The following is a 17,236-nucleotide window of genomic DNA, read 5'->3' on the forward strand; positions in this document are numbered from 1 at the left end:
AAGACATCCGAGAACCACGCAACAACCTAGGAATCACAGATGCCCCCCAAGAAGAAGAAGCTAGCCGGGATCATCAAGCTTCAGATCCAGGCCGGTCAGGCCAACCCGGCACCGCCCGTGGGCCCCGCCCTCGGTCAGCACGGCGTCAACATCATGGAGTTCTGCAAGGCGTACAACGCCGCGACCGAGTCGCAGCGTGGCAACGTCGTGCCGGTGGAGATCTCGGTCTACGAGGACCGGACCTTCGACTTCAAGCTGAAGACCCCGCCTGCCGCCAAGCTGCTGCTCAAGGCAGCCGGCGTCGCCAAGGGTTCGGGCGAGCCGCACAAGACCAAGGTCGCCACGGTGACCATGGACCAGGTGCGCGAGATCGCCAAGACCAAGGCCGAGGATCTGAACGCCAACGACATCGACCAGGCCGCGAAGATCATCGCCGGCACTGCTCGCTCGATGGGTATCACGGTCGAAGGCTGAGCCACCGGCTCACCAGCTCCACAGCATCACGTGGGAGAGCCGGCCAGGCTCGTCAACCACGCTCCGAACAACGAACGGACATCATCATGGCAAAGCGCAGCAAGGCCTACGAGGCCGCAGCAGCGAAGATCGATCAGGACCAGCTCTACTCGCCTCTCTCGGCGGCGAAGCTGGCCAAGGACACCGCGTCGAGCAAGTTCGATCCGACCGTCGAGGTCGCGATGCGCCTCGGCGTCGATCCCCGCAAGGCGGACCAGATGGTGCGCGGCACCGTCAACCTGCCCCACGGCACCGGTAAGACCGCCCGCGTCATCGTCTTCGCCGCAGGCGCGAAGGCCGACGAGGCCGTCGCCGCCGGTGCGGACGAGGTCGGCGCAGAGGACCTGATCGAGCGGATCCAGGGCGGATGGCTGGAGTTCGACGCAGCGATCGCCACCCCTGACCAGATGGCCAAGGTCGGCCGCATCGCCCGCGTTCTCGGACCGCGTGGCCTGATGCCGAACCCGAAGACGGGCACGGTCACCAACGACGTGACCAAGGCCGTCGGCGACATCAAGGGCGGCAAGATCAACTTCCGCGTCGACAAGCAGGCCAACCTGCACTTCGTCATCGGCAAGGCGTCGTTCGACGACGCCAAGCTGGTGGAGAACTACGGCGCAGCCCTGGACGAGATCCTGCGTGCGAAGCCGTCGTCGGCCAAGGGCCGTTACGTCAAGAAGATCACGGTCTCGACCACCACCGGACCGGGCATCCCGGTGGACCCGAACCGTACTCGGAACCTCCTCGAGGACGACGCGACCGCCTGAGTCACTCGCAGCACCGAAGAAGGCCGGCACCCCGTGAGGGTGCCGGCCTTCGTCGCGTTCTCAGGCCTTGGCGACGTTCGTGAGAATCGTGTCGACCACGCGGTCCACCAGGGCGTTCGGGATGTCGTGCGCCATGCCGTCGACGAGCACCAGCTCGGATCCGACCACGTGGCGCGCGATGGCCTTCCCGCCGGCGGGACGCACGAGGGGATCCGCCGTGCCGTGGATGACGACCGTCGGCGCCGTGATCCGCTTCGTGTACTTCGCGAGGCTCCCGGTTCCGGTGATCGCCGCGAGCTGACGGACGATGCCGGCCGGGTAGTAGCCGCGGTCGTACGCCTCGGTCGCGTCGGCGACACGTTCGTCCCGCGTGGTGGGGAACTGCTTGCTGCCGATCGTTTGGAACGTCGTCGCCTGGTGTTCGATGATCTGCTCGCGCGTCGCGTTCTTGGGCGGCGGCTTGAGCAGCGGCGCGAGCGCGCGGACGTCCGGCGGCGGCAGGAACGCCTCGTTGGTGCTGGAGAAGAGGATGGAGACCGAGCGGATGCGCTCCGGGTGCAACCCCGCGACCACCTGCGTGATCATGCCGCCCATCGAGGCGCCGACGATGTGGGCCGACTCGATGCCCAGGTGGTCGAGCAGGCCGACGGTGTCCTCGGCCATGTCCACCACCGTGTACGGAACCGAGCTCGACTGCCCGAGTTCGTGGCGGACCAGTCGCAGCAGGATGTTCCCCGTGACGCGCTGCCCGTCGAGCTTGCCCGAGAGTCCGATGTCTCGGTTGTCGAAGCGGATCACGCGGTAGCCGGCGTCGATCAGCTTGCGGCAGAACGGCATCGACCACGTGAGCAGCTGGCAGCCCAGTCCCATGACGAGCAGGATCGACGGGTTCTCGATGTCGCCCATGTCCTCGTAGGCGATGTCGACCGCGCCGACCGAGGCGGTGCCGGTACGGACCTCGACCTCGACCTCGGTCTCGGAACGGCCGGTCTCGGGTGTGCCTGTCATACGTGGATCTCCTTACCAGCCGGGCTCTCCGAGCAGCGGCAACGTGATGAAACTGGGGTCCGTCGGGTCGAGGTCGACGTCCTGCGCTCGCCATCGGGTGCGGAGGCGATCGGGCAGGATCGGCACGAATCGAGGCGCGTCGGCCGCGAAGATGTCGAGTCGCAGGCGGTGTCCGGGGTGCAGGACCGCCTCGGTCGAGAGTAGTTCGATGTCGAGGACGATCGGTTCGCCGGGGACCACGGGGAGCAGTGACTCGCGCGTGAGCGGGTGGTGGGCCACCAGGTAGTCACCCGACTCGGTGCGGATGCTCTCCCCGTCGTCGATCGCGCGGCGCGACGCCAGCAGCGCACCGTTGGTGAGCACGGTGGGAGTGCCGTCGGGAGCGACGTCGCACAGCATCACGGCCCACATCGACTCGCGGGCGCGCGCGACGGTGCGGACGTGGACGTTGGCGGGGCCCGAGTAGACGACGGTGGTCATGACGGGAGGCGTCGTGAACGTGAGCGCGTCACCCTCCGCGAAGCGGTTGTCGTAGGTGAAGCCGCCGCCGAGAACGGCCGGAACACCGGCCAGCACCTGCGTGGTGTCGCGGGAGACGACGGTGCGGAACCCGGGCTTCACCGTCAGACGGGCCGTGTCGGTCGGCGCCTCGAAGTGCAGGGACCCGTCGTGCCGACTGTGCGACGCGGTACCGGACGAGTCGGCGCTCAGGTAGAGGCGCCGAGCCACGGCGGCGGGCGCGGGGAACCGGCCGTGCGCTTCCCACCCGCCGCCCTGCTGACGCAGCGTGACCGGTCCGTAGCGGTCGATGCCGTTGTCGATGCCGCGCAGCCACTTGTCGAACCAGGCGCGTTCGAGCACGTCGAGTCGCGGCGGGAACCCGGGTTCACCGAAGCCGATCCCGGGGTTGCCGTGGTACCCGTCGCCCACCAGAAGTTGCTTGCGCCCGCGTTCGACGGTGAGTCGGTTGTACATGTCGGGTGCCGCGCCACCGAAGATGTCGTGCCAGCAGCCGTAGAGGAACGTGGGGACCGCAATGTCCTCGATGGTGGGATCGATGGTGTCGAAGGACGGGTCGTCGTAGATGCGCGGGTCCGAACCGGTGAGGAACCCGTTCACCAGATTGCTGATGTTCGTGGCGGGGGACCGTACGCGATCCGCGAGCCAGCCGACTCCGCCGCGTCGTAGGATCTGTACTGCCGGAACCCATTTGAGGGTGTTCACGGCGGTGAGCCACAGGGGGATGAAGAGCGACGGTGCGCCGCCGGTGGCGAAGATCTCGCGGACGATGTCCTCGGATCCCTCGACGGCGAACACGGCGTCCGGTCCCGCGCTGCCCGCGGCGGCGGCCTGCAGGGAGTTGATGGCGGAGTAGGAGATGCCGGCCATGCCGACGCGCCCGTCGCACCACGGCGACGCCCGGATCCACTCGAGGATCTCCAGGGTGTCGAGTTGTTCACGCGGACCGAGGGTGTCCCACACGCCGGACGAGGAACCGGTGCCGCGCGCGTCGATGATGACCTGCACGTAGCCGCTGCGGACGAGATGGCGGTTCACGGTGAGCAGATCCGCCGCACCGCCCGCGACGACGCGGGTGATCTCGGAGATGCCGTCGAACGGGGTTCCCGAGAGGTCGACGGAGCGGGACACGCGACGCAGCGCCGGCCCGAGCACGGGTGCTGCGAGGAGTGCGTCGATCGAGTCGAGCAGGACCGAGTTGTACGGGGTGATGTTCAGGACGACGGGGAAGCGAGAGGAGACGGATCGTCCACTCGCGTCAGCAGGGGACACGACGATGGCGCGGAGAACGGCTCCGTCCGTCATCGTGACGGCGGCGCCGCGGTCGATGTGCACACGGGGGAACTCGGGAGCGGACTCCACGAGTTCTGCCCATGCTCGGCCGTCGGCGCCGCCGGTGGGATCACGGTGGAAGGGCGAGACGACGTGCTCGGGTTGCACCAGTGCATGGGCCGATGTCGTCGTCATGAACGTCGAGTCAACCTCATTGCTGTGACACGCGGTACACAACACGCCATTCCCGGCCCTTCGACAACGACGAGGGCACGTCGTCGTTCGATGTCACCAGGTGAGTGCGCTGCTACTTGCCGCCCTCGGGGGTTCCCTCGCTGTCGCTGAAGAAGGCCCATTCGCCGTCGTGCTCCACTTCGAGGCGCCAGCCGAGTTCGGCGTCGTCGGACTTGCTCTCCTTGAACCAGGTGTGGGCGTCGGTGGAGTTGGGGATCTCCTTGGTGGCGACGACGGATCCGGTGGGGTCGAGTACGCGATAATTGGCCATGAGCACCGTGTTCCCTCGGGAGAGCACCTCTCAAACCGAGGGGGCTCCGCCCCGTGCGCCTTTTGCGCATCCCCGGGTACGCACAAGGCGCACAGGGGCGTAGCCCTTTTGGTGTCTCCGGCGGCCCCGGGGTACTCTTCTCTTCGGACATCGTGCGGTCGTGATCTGCGATCGTGCGACGTTCACCTGATCTGTTCCACCCAAGACCGTTGGTCATCGTGGTCTCCGAAGAGGTTCGCCTCGTCGGAGATGGCGATTGAAGGTCCGGCCGAGCCGGCGACCCACGCAGGAGGACGAGGACCAAGGATACGTGTTGCTGACTCTCTCCGAGTCGCGCCGCCCGCATTCCGACGCCCCGTGTGCCCTGCACCGGGGCGTTTCTGCTTGTTCGGGCCGGGCCGACTCGACGCAACGAGAGGAGGCGAAGTATGGCAAAGGCTGAGAAGGTATCCGCGGTCGCGGAGATCTCCGAGCAGTTCAAGGGCGCCACGGCGGCCGTCGTCACGGAATACCGTGGCTTGTCGGTCACCCGTCTGACGGAGCTCCGTCGGGCCCTCGGTACCGGAGCTACGTACTCCGTCGCCAAGAACACCCTGGTCAAGCGTGCCGCAGCTGATGCGGGCATCGAAGGCCTCGACGACTTGTTCGTCGGTCCGACCGCCATCGCATTCATCGATGGTGAGCCGGTCGACGCTGCCAAGGCGATCAAGCAGTTCGCCAAGGACAACAAGGCGCTCGTCATCAAGGGCGGCTACATGGACGGCCGCGCGCTGTCCGTGGACGAGGTCAACAGGATCGCGGATCTCGAATCCCGCGAGGTCCTGCTGGCCAAGCTCGCCGGCGCGATGAAGGGCAACCTGGCAAAGGCCGCAGGCCTGTTCAACGCTCCCGCCTCGCAGGTCGCGCGTCTCGCGGCTGCGCTGCAGGAGAAGAAGGCTGCAGAAGAGGGCGCCTCGGCGCCGGAAGCCGCAGCTGCCGACTAGCTGATCCGCAAGGACTGCACACCACCCCGTGCGGCCGGCCTCCGGCCTGCACGCAATCTCCTGTCCCCGGATCGGCGACAAGGACTTACAGAGAGGACCGCCACCATGGCGAAGCTCAGCACCGAAGAATTGCTCGACCAGTTCAAGGAGCTCACCCTCCTCGAGCTCTCCGAGTTCGTGAAGGCATTCGAGGAGACCTTCGAGGTCACCGCAGCTGCCCCCGTCGCCGTTGCTGCCGCAGGCGGAGCAGCTGCTCCCGCCGAGGCCGCTGAGGAGCAGGACGAGTTCGACGTCGTCCTCGAGGGCGCCGGCGACAAGAAGATCCAGGTCATCAAGGTCGTCCGTGAGGTCGTCTCCGGCCTGGGCCTGAAGGAAGCCAAGGACCTCGTCGAGAGCGCTCCGAAGGCCATCCTGGAGAAGGTGGACAAGGCTTCGGCCGACGCCGCCAAGGAGAAGCTCGAAGCTGCCGGCGCGAAGATCTCCATCAAGTGATCTAGCCCCACAGCGCGAGAAGCGGCCGTACCCCTCGGGGTACGGCCGCTTTTCTCGTGTCTGGCGACGGTGCGCGGAGTCAGCCCACGGTGGGCAGTGCGGCGCGGGCGAGAAGGTCTCCACCCGCAGCCCGGATCTCGATCTCCGCGACGTCGGGACGCAGCACCGCGGCGTTCATGCGGCAGTCGATGGTCACGGCGGAGCCGAGGAAGCTGCCCGACGATCGCTCCGCTCCGGTGCGGTCCACCAGAACCACCTCGAACGCTTCGTCGACCGGGACACCCTGCATGTCCAGGACCGTCTCGGTGCCCCACGTGTGAGCAACCAGGCCGCCGTCGACAGTGACGCCGGGACTCGACGCGGTGAAGTCGACCGTCTCGAAGGCGCCCAGCTCGCCCGGTGGTCCCTCGGCCTCGGGCGCCGCGATCGCGCCGTCGGCGGGCGTCTCGTCACCTTGGGTGCCGACCGTCTGCACACCGAGCACCGCCGCGACGCCCACCGCGATTCCGGCGACAGCTGCAGCGGCCGGGACGAGGCGACCGCGTGCGGACGGTCTGACGATGCGTCGTCGAAGCAGGTCACCGGGTTCCGCATCGACCCAGGTCAGTCCCGCTGCCGACCCCAGCGACGCGACCGTCTCGCGCATCTCACGGATCTCGTCGGCGACCGAGGTGTCCTCGGCCTCCAGAATGCGAAGCTCGCGCCGCTCGGCGTCGGTCAGGTCGCCAGCCACCGCAGCCGCGATCAACTCCTCTCGTCGCGGATGTCCCGGAGTCATCAGGTCTCCTGACCGTCGAAGTGAACGCGCAGGGCGCGCAGTGCGTAGTACGCGCGGGTGCGCAGGGTGCCGATCGCGACGCCGGTGCCGGCCGACAGCTCCGCGTAGGACAGGCCGGTCAGGTGGATGGCCACCACCACCTGTCGATGTTCGGGGGACAGGGTGGCCAGACCCTCCACCACCCGCATCCGGGTCAGGACGTGATCGCTTCGATCGGGTTCCACGGCGTCGCCTTCCGCGACGGGGGAGGACGCGACCAGCGGAGTACGGCCTCGCGACCGCTGAGCATCCGCGACGACGTTGCGTGCGATGGCGAAGAGCCAGGTCCGAGTTCCACCCCGGGACTCGTCGAACCTGTCCCGCGCTCGCCACGCACGTACGAAGGTCTCCTGCACGCAGTCCTCGGCGGCGACACGATCGTGCAACACATTCACGGCGAAACCCAGCAGCGACGACGCGTGGGCGTCGTAGGCGGCCGTGAGATCGAACGTCCCGCTCTCGCGCGACCGGAAGATCGCCAGCGTCTGCCCCCTCGATGTCGGGGGAGGGGTGTACCCCGCCGGTGCCCGTGCAGGACGAACCCTACTCACCGTCGACGCCGCTCCGACCTCCATGGTGGGTGTACGTCGAGAAGTGCGACGACGTTCGACCATGGTGAACGTTTCGGTCATTCCGGACGTATCCCCTCTCGAAGGACGTCCGCGCATCCCGATCGGAAGGTACGACCACCATGACGACACGCACTGCACGAGGAACGATCATCGTTGCGGGAGGCGCCGCGGCGTTCCTCGCGCTCACCGCTGCTCCCGCGGCAGCAGAGACGCCGGTCGGCGAACCGTCGTCGTTCACCAGTGCCTTCACGGCCATGGCGACTCCGGACCAGGTCCTGAACGCGGACGGCGTCGCGACGCCGGGTGAGCCCGGCGCGACCGGAACGTTCACGTTCCGCATCAACTCGGACGAGAACATCATCTGCTACGACATCACCCTCGAGGGCGTCACCGGCGACTACATGTCGCCGGCGAAGACGGCGACGCACATTCATCAGGCAGCAGTGGGTGCCGCGGGCCCGCCGCGCATCGCGTTCCCGAACCCGTCCCCGGTCGGCGACGGACCTCGCACCAGCAGCGGCTGCCTGCAGGGGCCGTTCACGACCGGCGTGATGGCGAACGGTGCCGACACCGGAACGAACTTCGACCTCGCGGCCATCGAGGCGAACGCCGCCGGGTTCGCCGCGGACAGTCACACCACCGCCTTCGCCGCCGGCGCGGTGCGCGGACAGCTGACCCCGATTCCCGTCGGCGGTGTGGAGACGGGCGCCGGTGGATCCGTCACCGACAGTTCGACCGCGACCGTCGCGGGTGCCGGTGCCGCCGTTCTGGGCGTGGCGGCCCTCGTCGGGCTGGGCGTCGCCCGTCGGCGGAACTCCTGATCGACCGACGCGGATGAGATGGTCGACGCGCGCGAGTGCGTTCCTCCTGGTGGGGCTGGTGGTCGCCTGCGCGCGACCACCGGCCGTACCGCCCACCGAGACAGCGGTGTCCGTCACGTCTCCTGCTGCCGCGACCGTGTCCGAGACGGGACCTCTCGTCCCGGCGCGGGTGTCGGCACCCGCGATGGGTCTGGACGAACCGTTGATCGAGCTGGGTCTGAACCCGGACAACACCATGGCGGTTCCCGAGGACCACGACGACGTCGGCTGGTTCACCGGCGGCGGGCGGCCCGGGCGTCCCGGTGCGGCCGATCAGGTCGGACCCACGGTGCTGGCCGGTCACGTCGACTCGACCACGGGTCCCTCCGTGTTCTTCCGACTCCGCGACCTCGTGGTGGGAGACGACGTCACGGTCACCACGACCGAGGGCATCGAGGCCAGGTACCGGGTGACGGACATCGGCGACTACGCGAAATCCGAGTTCCCGACGGCGCGCGTGTTCGGCGCCGTCCCGCGCGACGAGATCCGACTGATCACGTGTGCCGGAGTGTTCGACGACGACGCGGGGTCCTACGAGAACAACCTCGTCGTCTTCGGCACCCGCGTGGGGTGATGCGACACCTCAGGCGAGGGAGAAGTTCTCGCCGCGGTGGTAGGCCGCCAGGGACGACTCGGTCTCGCGGATCGACGGCGGGTGGAACGCGAACGCCGACACGACGGACTGCAGGTACGCGATGTCCGGGTCGGTGATGAACGCGATGCCGCCCAGTGCTGTCACGGCGGCATCGACCGCGCGCCGTAGTGCGCCTCGAAGCGCAATGCGGCAGAACAACAGTCGAGCCGAGATGTCGGCGCCGCGCTCACCCGAGTCCATCGCTGCGGCGACGGCCTCGAGGCCCGCGATCGCCGCTTCGAGTTCGGCGGCCGCCGAGGTGTAGACGCTGTCGCTGACCTTCGGGTGTCCCACGAGACGCTCCACGAGCGCGGTGGCCGCGCCGATGTACCCGGCGGAGGCGAGGATGCCGAACCACAGGAACCCGGTGAGCTCGTGCATGCCCTCCGGATCGTCCAGCGCGCCGACCATGGTCAGCGACACCGGCACGCGCACGTCCTCGAGGACGACCTCCTCGCTCTCCGCACCCGCGAGAACGGGCGTCGTCCAGAACGGACGCACCGAGACACCGGGCATCGACGCGGGGATGAGGGCGACCGCCTTGCGTGTCCTGCCGCCCTTCTTCTCGCGTGTCGCGACGCTGGCGGCGAGGAAGTCCATCGAGGCCGACAGACTGCACGGCTTCTTGCTGCCGTTGACGACGTAGTCGCCGTCGTCATAGTAGGCGTCCACGGACGGCACCAGCGTGCTGCCCACGCCCTCCGCGAAGCCGGACGCGATGATCGACTTCTGTTCGATGAGGCCGGCGACGAGCGGCAGCTCCTCCTCGGGACCCGCCATGGCGATCTCGATGATCGTGGCGATCGACAGGTGGTGCATCGTGACGGCGGCGGCGAGCGACGGGGAGGCCGCGCCGATGGCCCGGTGGACGCGCAGTGCCTCGACGGCGGTCGCGCCGAGTCCGCCGAGCGAGGTGGGTGCGATGAGTCCGCACCCGCCCGCGTCGCGGAACGTCGCGATGGCGTCGCTGCCGGGCGCCTCGAGCACGGACAGCGGCGTGGCCTCGAGGTAGGTGGCGAGGGCGGGCAGCAAGCGACGGAGCGTGGCGCGTTCGGTGGACATGAGCCGCGACGGCTGCGCGGTCCCGTCGGACGCGAGAGCTGCTCTGTCAGCGAGAACGGACACGTACCGGCCTTTCGTCGAAGAAGGGTGACCGTGGCTGGGACGGGTGTGGGACACGTGCCAGCACGTCACTCGATACCGCAGTATTCGGGGTCGGCGACGGCCTCGATGGCGCACGTCTCAACTGCTGTTGCATGACACAAGTGCAGTCGTGTTCGTTGGCAACTACTCACAGGTCGCGGCACCCTCGGGTCGCCTGTGCTGACCGTAGGCTCGAATCACAGACGTCTCCCGTCGCACGGGTCTCCCGGACCGGCGAGCGCACTCGCGTCACGTACCGATCCCCCAATCTTGGAGCGAACATGAGCTCGCAGAGAATGCTCGACCGAATCCGCCACGACAAGAGGATCTGGGCCCATCGTGTGCTGACGAAGCACGACCAGAACCCGTTCTTCCGCGTCATGAAATCGGTCAACGCGCCGGTTGTCGACGTGGAGGACCGCAGCGTCATCATGCTCGGTTCCAACAATTACCTCGGCCTCGCCGACCACCCGCTGGTGCGCGCGGGAGCCGCTGCGGCACTGGACAAATACGGCGCAACGGTCACGGGCAGCCGGTTGCTCAACGGCACCATCTCGCTGCACACGGAACTCGAGGAAGCACTCGCCGACTGGCACGGGACCGAGCAGGCGCTGGTCTTCACGACCGGCTACCAGGCGAACCTGGGCGGTATCAGCGCGCTGTGCGGTGTCGGTGACACCATCATCGTCGACTCGGCCGCGCACGCGTCCATCTACGATGCCTGCCGCCTCTCACGTGCCACCATCCGCGCCTTCCGTCACAACCGGGTGGACCTGTTGGAGGAGAAGCTCTCCCGCTCCACCGGCGTCGTCATGGTGGTGGTGGACGGCCTCTACTCGATGCACGGCGACCTGGCCCCGCTCGACGAGATCGCCGCGGTCTGCGAGAAGTACGACGCGGCACTGTTCGTCGACGAGGCGCACAGCGTCGCGGTCATGGGCGCGAAGCGCACCGGTGCCGCCGAGCTGTTCGGTATCGAGGACGACATCGACGCCCGGATGGGCTGCCTCTCCAAGGGACTCGGGTCCTCGGGCGGTTTCGTGGCCGGCTCGAAGGACATCGTGGACGCCATGCGCGTGCATGCGCGCACGTTCCTGTTCACCACCGCGGGCGTGCCTGCTGCCCTCGGCGCGGCGCTCGCCTCCGTGCAGCTCATGCAGACCGAGGAGGGCGCCGAGCGCGCCACCCGCACACTCGCGAACGCGCGGTACCTGCACGACGGGCTCGTGGCGGCCGGTGTCGACGTGCACGCGCCGAGCCCCCTCCCGGACGGTACGGACATGGTCTCGCCCATCGTGCCCGTGAACGTCCGTGACGACCTGCGCACCGTCAACACGTGGCGGAAGCTGTGGGACGCGGGCATCTTCGCATCCGCCGCCATGTTCCCGGCGGTGGCCCGCGACGGTGCACTCCTGCGTCTGTGCGTCCAGCCCGATCACACCACCACCCAGCTCGACTACGTGGTTGAGCAGATGGGCCTGTTCCTCGGCGAGAACTCGTCCACGTCCGAGGCGGCGTCGGCCGAGGTGGGGGCAGCGCTCGCCGCGCCGGCGCCGGCATCGGTCTGACCCGGTGGTGACACAGGTCGACCAGCGCACGACGTACGACTGTGCCGCCGCGGTGCTGCACGCGACCCTCACCGACGAGAGATACTGGCAGGACCGGATCGCCGAGATCGGTGGCGGCAGTCGAGTGGTGGACCATCGCGTCGAGGAGGGCCTGACCACCTCGGTGGTCGACCAGGACCTCGAGGCGGCGGCACTACCGAAGGCGTTGCAGCGCTTCGCCGGAACCTCGATGTCGGCACGGTGCACCGAGTCGTGGCAGTCGGTGCGCGAGGACGGGTCCGCGCAGGGCCACTACACCCTGCGGGTCGCCCGGATGCCCGTGGTGATCGACGGGGAACTCGAACTTCTCGCGACCGGAGCGCAGCAGTGCGTGCTCCACTTCGTCGGTACGGTCGACGCGTCGATCCCGGTGATGGGTCCGGTGGTCGAGAAGATCATGGTCGGCGAGATCGACAAGAGTTTCTCCGCCGAGCGCGAGTTCACCCAGTCGTGGCTCGCCCTCCGGACCTGAGCCCTCTCATCTGCGGCGCGGGAGTGCGCGCAGGATCGCCTCCAGCACCTGGCGCTGACCACGGCCGGACGTGACGGTCGTTCCGCGCGGCACCGACACGGTCCGGTAGGAACCCGAGACCGGCTGTGGTGCCTGGTGTTCGACTGCTCGTAGACGTCGGGGCAGGCGCGGTCCGTTCCGTGCGGCGAGCAGACCGTCCGTGCCCGGTACCGCCGTCAGCGTGTCGTCTCCCCGGCGGAGGGCCGCGGCCGTCCGTCGGGTCCTGGTGCGCGGAACCCGCACGAGGAGAACGTCGGTCCCCGCGAACTCACCGGCCGCAGCGTCGATCGCCTCGGCTCGTGCCCGGCGTCCGGCGCGCCCGCGGATGCCGGTACCGAGACCGTGGCCGGGGGCGTCGAGCAGCACCACCCGCGGGCCGTGATCGGCCAGTGTCCGTGCCAGACCGGTGGCGTATCGCGCATGGGAGCCGCGGGGCAGCGCGAGAACGACCGTCGGGGCCGAGGTGTCGGTCCCCTCGTGGATCTCGGCGTGCACCGAGCCCGTCGACGTGCGGATCTGGCGGTGCTCGCACGAGGAGACCGCGCGATCGAGCTCGGCGCTGAAGGGCTTCATGTCCGGGTCCACGTCGCCCCACGTCCGTACGCGGCGAGTGGCGCCGTCCAGGGCCGCCTCGCACACGTGATGACGGACCGGCGCGTGACGGGTCGACAGGATGGGGCGCCCGTTGAGCAACACCATGACGGCCGCGGCCTCGGCGGACGACATCGTCGGGGTCCATCCGGTGGCGCGTTCGAAGGCCGTCGAGTCGACGGCCGCCTCGCCCGAGGAGATCCAGTGGCTGGAGAACGGCAGGATGCGGAGCGCGTACGCGAGATCGACCACGGTGCGCAGGACTCGACGCGGGATCGGCAGAACCAACTGGCCCTGCATCGCACCGAGTTCGCGCACCCCGAGCCAGTCGCGCGGACCCAGGTTGAAGGGGCCGTTCACGGGCGTCCGGACGGCCCGGTGGAAGGCGTCGGCCAGGTCGTCCTCGTGCAGGAACTGGTAGCGGGACTGCGCCGGATCGGGGAAGGCCACCACGGACTGCGTGAGGGTGTCGATACCGTCGTTCGAGAAGTGGGTGCCCACGATGTAGGTGGGGCGCAGCATCGAGATGGTCATGCCGCCCTCGTGCCGGCGCAGCCACCACTCGACGAAGTGTTCCACCTCTGCCTTGTCGAAGAAGTAGTAGCGCAACGGATCCGACGTCGGGAACTCCTCCTCGGTAACGGGCACCGGTAGGTCCTCGCGTCCGTACGCGCTGACACTCGAGGCGATGACCATCGACCGCACACCGGCCCGGTGCGCGCACTCGACGGCGTTGCGCGAGCCCTCCAGATTGGTCTCGTGGATCGCGGCCTTGTCGCGCTGCTCCTCCACGACGAAAGCCAGGTGGATCACCACGTCACAGCCGGCGAAGGCCGTCTCGAGTTCGGGGGAGCGGATGTCCATCGCGATCGAGCGGAGTTTCGGGTGCCGCACGCGCGGTGCCCGGCGACCCAGCCCGATGACCCGGTCGATCTCCGGATCATCCAGCAGCACAGGGAGAATGACGGCACCGAAATCGCTCGTCGCACCGGTGACGGCGACGGTCAGGCCGCTCACCGTTCGTCCGAGCTGAACTGTCGGGTGGTGTCCTGTGGGTCCGTCATGACGACTCCTGTGGTGCGGTGGTGGCGGGGAAGCAGGACCGCGACGACGACGGCGCAGGCGAAGACGGCCGCGGCGGCGAGGTAGGACGCCACCTCGGACCCGGCCATCGCGGCTTCCTTCATGGACAGGACGAGGTTGTCGCGCACCGCGGAGAACATCTCGGGGAGCGGGTACTGCTGGATCTGCTGCACGCTGAGGAAGCTGCCGTTCACGTACTCCCGGTCGCGGTCCGAGAGGATCTCCGACGGAATGGTCGCGACGAGTGGGCCGACGGTGGTGTTGTAGTACGACGCGGTCACGGATCCGAGCACCGCGACACCGAGAGTGCCGCCGAGTTCCCGCGTCGTGTCGTTCACGGCCGAGCCGGCGCCGGCCTCGTCGATGGGCACGGAGGACATGATGGACTCGGTCGCGGGACCCTGGATCACGGCGATGCCGACTGCGAGCACGATCATCGTGGGCAGTAACAGCCCGACGTACGAGCTGTCGATGCCGACCTGACCCGCCATGATCATGCCGATGCCCACCAACAGCAGGCCCGCGACGATCACCGGCATGGTGCCGATCCGCTGTGCCAGCGAGGTCGCGGTCGGTGCGCTCACCGCGAGGGCCACCGCGAACGGCAGTGTGGCGACACCGAACTCGAGCGGCGAGTAGCCGCGGACGCCCTGGAAGTACTGGGTGATGAGGAAGACGTACCCGAAGAGCGAGAAGTAGGCGACCGAGATCGCGAGCGCCGGCATCGCGAAGGGTCGCAACCGGAACAGGCGCACGTCGAGGATCGGGCTGGACACGCGCGACTGGCGTACGACGAAGGCGGACAACAGCACCAGGGACACCGCGATCCCGCCGAGCGTGGGCACGGTCACCCAACCGTGACCCGGCGCTTCGATGAGTGCGTACACCAGGAGCGAGACCCCCGAGAAGGACAGGGCGACACCCGGCAGATCGAGCGGACCGGTGGCCGCAGCGCGTGATTCGGGCACCACGGCGACGATGCCGATCACCGCGACGACGGCGACCGGCACGTTCAGCCAGAACACGGAGTGCCAGGTGAAGTGTTCGATGAGCCACCCGCCCGAGACCGGTCCGATCGCGATGGCGACACCGGCGATCGAGGCCCACACCCCGATGGCCACGGCGCGGTCCGCGGGAGTACGGAACAGGTCGATGATCACCGCCAGGGTCGCGGGCAGCGCGGCGGCGGCGAAGACCCCCATCAGTGCGCGCGAGGCGATCAGTTGCGGCAGGTCGTCGGCCACCGCGCCCACCACCGACATCGCGGCGAGACCCACGACGCCGATCAGCAGCATGCGGCGCCGCCCGATGCGGTCGGTGATGTTGCCGAACGCCAGCAGCAGACCGCAGAACGTGAGGATGTACGCGTCGACGATCCACTGCAGCCCCGTGAAGCCGGCGCGGAGGTCGGTGGAGATGTCGGGCAGAGCGACGTTGACGACGGTGTTGTCGAGCACGACCAGCAGCTCGACGAGACAGATGACGAGGAAGGCGATCATCCGCCGCGGTGACGAGAGGAGGTGGGACGACGACCGCGGCGGCGGCGCGGCGTGCCGGCCGGTCATGACGGCGAGTCCGGGCCGCTGCCCGGGGCGGAGCCGACGTCCTTCGTTGCGGCGAGACGGTCCACCGCGCGCTCGTCCGAGGTCTGCGGTGCCAGCATGCCCGTGGTGCGGTACGAGGCGGGGAAGAAGAAGAAGACCAGTGCGGCACAGACGAACACGGCTCCGGCCGCCACGTACGCGGCGATGGACGATCCGCGCAGAGCGGCTTCCTTCATCTCCAGGATCAACTGTGCGCGTTGCGGTTCGAACATCGCGGGCAGGTCTCGCTTCTGGATCTCGATGACACTGAGCACGCTGGACTGCGCGTAGCCCTTCTCGGTCTCGCTCATGATGGCGGTGGGGATCCGTTCGACGAGCGGCCGCACCGTCGACACGTAGTAGGAGGCGACGATCGACCCGAGCACCGCGACACCGAGAGTGCCGCCGATCTCGCGGGTGGTGTCGTTCACCGCGGCACCGGCTCCGGCCTCGTCGAGGGGGAGCGAGGACATGATGGATTCCGTCGCGGGGCCCTGGATGATCGCGATGCCCACCGCGAGCAACAGCATCGCGGGCAGGACGAGCGTCAGGTAGGAGCTGTCGATCTCGACGCGGCCCGCGACGAGCAGTCCCGCGCCGATGAGGACGAGCCCGGTCACGAGAACCGGCATCGTGCCGATCTTCTGCGCGACGATCGTCGACACCGGGGAGCTGACGGCCAGCGCGGCGGCGAAGGGCAACGTCGCGATGCCGAATGCGAGAGGTGAGTACTCGCGCACTCCCTGGAAGTACTGGGTGATGAGGAACAGGAAGCCGAAGAGACTGAAGAATCCCACCGCGATCGACACGGCCGGCCACGCGAACGGACGGATGCGGAAGAGCGACACGTCGAGCACGGGGGACGAGATGCGTCGCTCCCGCTGGACGAACAGCACGAGGAACACCGCGGCGAGCACGAGACCGCCGATCGTCCGCCACGACGTCCAGCCGAAGTTCGGTGCCTCGATGACCACGAACACCAGCAGGGTGACGCCGGCGATCGACAGGATCACGCCGGGCACGTCGAGCGGGCCCACCGCCGAGGCTTTCGACTCGGGGACGATCAGCACCACGAGCACGACGGCGACGAGGGCGACGGGGACGTTCATCCAGAACACCGAGTGCCAGGAGAAGTGTTCGAGCAGCCAGCCGCCCGACACCGGTCCGATCGCGACGGCCACGCCGGCGATGGACGACCACACGCCGATGGCGAGAGCACGCTCCTGCGGCTTCGGGAACAGGTTGGTGATGACGGCCAGGGTGGCGGGCAGGACCATCGCGGCGAAGACGCCCATGACCGAGCGTGAGGTCAGGACGTGGGCGAGGGAGTCGCCGAGCGCACCGATCACCGACGCGGTGCCCAGGCCCGTGAGGCCGACGACGAGGAAAAGCTTGCGCCCGTACCGGTCACCGAGGTTGCCGAACGCCAGGAGCAGGCCGGAGAAGGTGAGGGTGTACGCGTCGACGACCCACTGCAGGCCCGAGATGCCCGTCGCCAACTCGATGCCGATGGACGGCAGCGCCACGTTGATGATGGTCATGTCGAGGACGATGAGGAGTTCGGCGATGCAGATGACGCCGAAGGCCGCGAGTTGGCGACGCCGACCGATCTCGGTGCGGACACCGAACGTCGAGTGCCCCCTCGACCCGGGCGTGCCCGTGTCGTCCTTCGAGCTGCTGCCCATGGCGTGATCCCCCGTATTCCCCCCGGACCCCGCCCGCGGATGCAGCGCGGCGAGTGTCGTGCGCGAGCGCAACGCTAGGTGTCACGACGGC

17 protein-coding genes are annotated in these 17,236 nt (G+C 68.4%); 8 read left to right on the forward strand and 9 right to left on the reverse strand.

What is annotated here, in order from left to right; genetic code table 11:
- Positions 1-39 precede the first annotated feature (39 nt).
- Together rplK and rplA are read left to right on the forward strand one after the other, a co-directional pair.
- Entirely contained in the window at positions 40-474 is a 435-nt protein-coding gene (gene rplK / locus HQ308_RS03735; protein WP_027504556.1) for a 50S ribosomal protein L11, read from the forward strand.
- Between the two features lie 86 nt (positions 475-560).
- Entirely contained in the window at positions 561-1,280 is a 720-nt protein-coding gene (rplA, locus tag HQ308_RS03740; protein ID WP_027504557.1) for a 50S ribosomal protein L1, read from the forward strand.
- Between the two features lie 60 nt (positions 1,281-1,340).
- Here rplA and HQ308_RS03745 read toward each other — a convergent pair whose 3' ends face one another.
- From HQ308_RS03745 to HQ308_RS03755, 3 genes are all read right to left on the reverse strand, one after another.
- Positions 1,341-2,186: an alpha/beta fold hydrolase gene (locus tag HQ308_RS03745; protein WP_374198519.1), complete on the reverse strand. Its 846-nt coding sequence runs from the start codon at positions 2,184-2,186 to the stop codon at positions 1,341-1,343.
- Positions 2,187-2,300: 114 nt separating this feature from the next.
- On the reverse strand, positions 2,301-4,274 hold the full coding sequence (locus HQ308_RS03750) for a CocE/NonD family hydrolase (RefSeq protein ID WP_222645479.1): 1,974 nt from the start codon (positions 4,272-4,274) through the stop codon (positions 2,301-2,303).
- A gap of 112 nt (positions 4,275-4,386) precedes the next feature.
- Positions 4,387-4,584 (reverse strand): hypothetical protein, encoded by a 198-nt coding sequence (locus tag HQ308_RS03755; RefSeq protein ID WP_027504559.1) that lies wholly within the window; start codon positions 4,582-4,584, stop codon positions 4,387-4,389.
- 428 nt (positions 4,585-5,012) lie between these two features.
- On the opposite strand from HQ308_RS03755, the gene rplJ reads away from it, so the two are divergent.
- Positions 5,013-5,567 carry a 50S ribosomal protein L10 gene (rplJ, locus tag HQ308_RS03760; protein ID WP_027504560.1) on the forward strand — a complete coding sequence of 185 codons (555 nt, stop codon included), beginning with the start codon at positions 5,013-5,015 and terminating at the stop codon, positions 5,565-5,567.
- A gap of 105 nt (positions 5,568-5,672) precedes the next feature.
- Positions 5,673-6,059: a 50S ribosomal protein L7/L12 gene (gene rplL, locus HQ308_RS03765; RefSeq protein WP_027504561.1), complete on the forward strand. Its 387-nt coding sequence runs from the start codon at positions 5,673-5,675 to the stop codon at positions 6,057-6,059.
- Between the two features lie 79 nt (positions 6,060-6,138).
- On the opposite strand, the gene HQ308_RS03770 is transcribed toward rplL, so the two are convergent.
- Both HQ308_RS03770 and HQ308_RS03775 read right to left on the reverse strand, forming a co-directional pair.
- A complete protein-coding gene (locus HQ308_RS03770) occupies positions 6,139-6,837 on the reverse strand; it encodes a DUF2613 family protein (RefSeq protein ID WP_222645480.1) in 699 nt (232 codons plus the stop codon).
- A complete protein-coding gene (locus HQ308_RS03775; protein ID WP_261775724.1) occupies positions 6,837-7,508 on the reverse strand; it encodes a sigma-70 family RNA polymerase sigma factor in 672 nt (223 codons plus the stop codon). Before HQ308_RS03775 ends, HQ308_RS03770 begins: the two co-directional genes overlap by 1 nt.
- A 59-nt stretch (positions 7,509-7,567) precedes the next feature.
- On the opposite strand from HQ308_RS03775, the gene HQ308_RS03780 reads away from it, so the two are divergent.
- Positions 7,568-8,269 (forward strand): CHRD domain-containing protein, encoded by a 702-nt coding sequence (locus HQ308_RS03780; RefSeq protein WP_027504563.1) that lies wholly within the window; start codon positions 7,568-7,570, stop codon positions 8,267-8,269.
- A gap of 13 nt (positions 8,270-8,282) precedes the next feature.
- Entirely contained in the window at positions 8,283-8,882 is a 600-nt protein-coding gene (locus HQ308_RS03785) for a class F sortase (protein ID WP_222645481.1), read from the forward strand.
- A gap of 9 nt (positions 8,883-8,891) precedes the next feature.
- Here the strand turns inward: HQ308_RS03785 and HQ308_RS03790 are convergent, their stop codons facing one another.
- Complete coding sequence (locus HQ308_RS03790) at positions 8,892-10,067, reverse strand: acyl-CoA dehydrogenase family protein (protein WP_308115660.1); 1,176 nt, start codon at positions 10,065-10,067, stop codon at positions 8,892-8,894.
- A gap of 299 nt (positions 10,068-10,366) precedes the next feature.
- Between HQ308_RS03790 and HQ308_RS03795 the strand changes: the two genes are divergently transcribed.
- Positions 10,367-11,653, forward strand: a complete 1,287-nt coding sequence (locus tag HQ308_RS03795; RefSeq protein WP_261775725.1) for an aminotransferase class I/II-fold pyridoxal phosphate-dependent enzyme — start codon at positions 10,367-10,369, stop codon at positions 11,651-11,653.
- A gap of 4 nt (positions 11,654-11,657) precedes the next feature.
- Positions 11,658-12,164 carry a DUF2505 domain-containing protein gene (locus HQ308_RS03800; protein ID WP_222645482.1) on the forward strand — a complete coding sequence of 169 codons (507 nt, stop codon included), beginning with the start codon at positions 11,658-11,660 and terminating at the stop codon, positions 12,162-12,164.
- A gap of 6 nt (positions 12,165-12,170) precedes the next feature.
- Here HQ308_RS03800 and HQ308_RS03805 read toward each other — a convergent pair whose 3' ends face one another.
- Genes HQ308_RS03805 through HQ308_RS03815 form a run of 3 tightly spaced genes read right to left on the reverse strand, consistent with a single transcriptional unit; the run spans position 12,171 to position 17,145 of the window.
- Positions 12,171-13,811, reverse strand: a complete 1,641-nt coding sequence (locus tag HQ308_RS03805; protein WP_222645483.1) for an NAD-dependent epimerase/dehydratase family protein — start codon at positions 13,809-13,811, stop codon at positions 12,171-12,173.
- Positions 13,808-15,442, reverse strand: coding sequence for an MFS transporter (locus HQ308_RS03810; protein ID WP_056441696.1), 1,635 nt, complete (start codon positions 15,440-15,442; stop codon positions 13,808-13,810). The genes HQ308_RS03805 and HQ308_RS03810 overlap by 4 nt, the downstream gene beginning before the upstream one ends.
- Entirely contained in the window at positions 15,439-17,145 is a 1,707-nt protein-coding gene (locus HQ308_RS03815; RefSeq protein ID WP_222645484.1) for an MFS transporter, read from the reverse strand. Before HQ308_RS03815 ends, HQ308_RS03810 begins: the two co-directional genes overlap by 4 nt.
- Between the last annotated feature and the right edge of the window lie 91 nt (positions 17,146-17,236).

This window comes from Rhodococcus sp. BP-241, assembly GCF_019836145.1.
GTDB lineage: Bacteria > Actinomycetota > Actinomycetes > Mycobacteriales > Mycobacteriaceae > Rhodococcoides.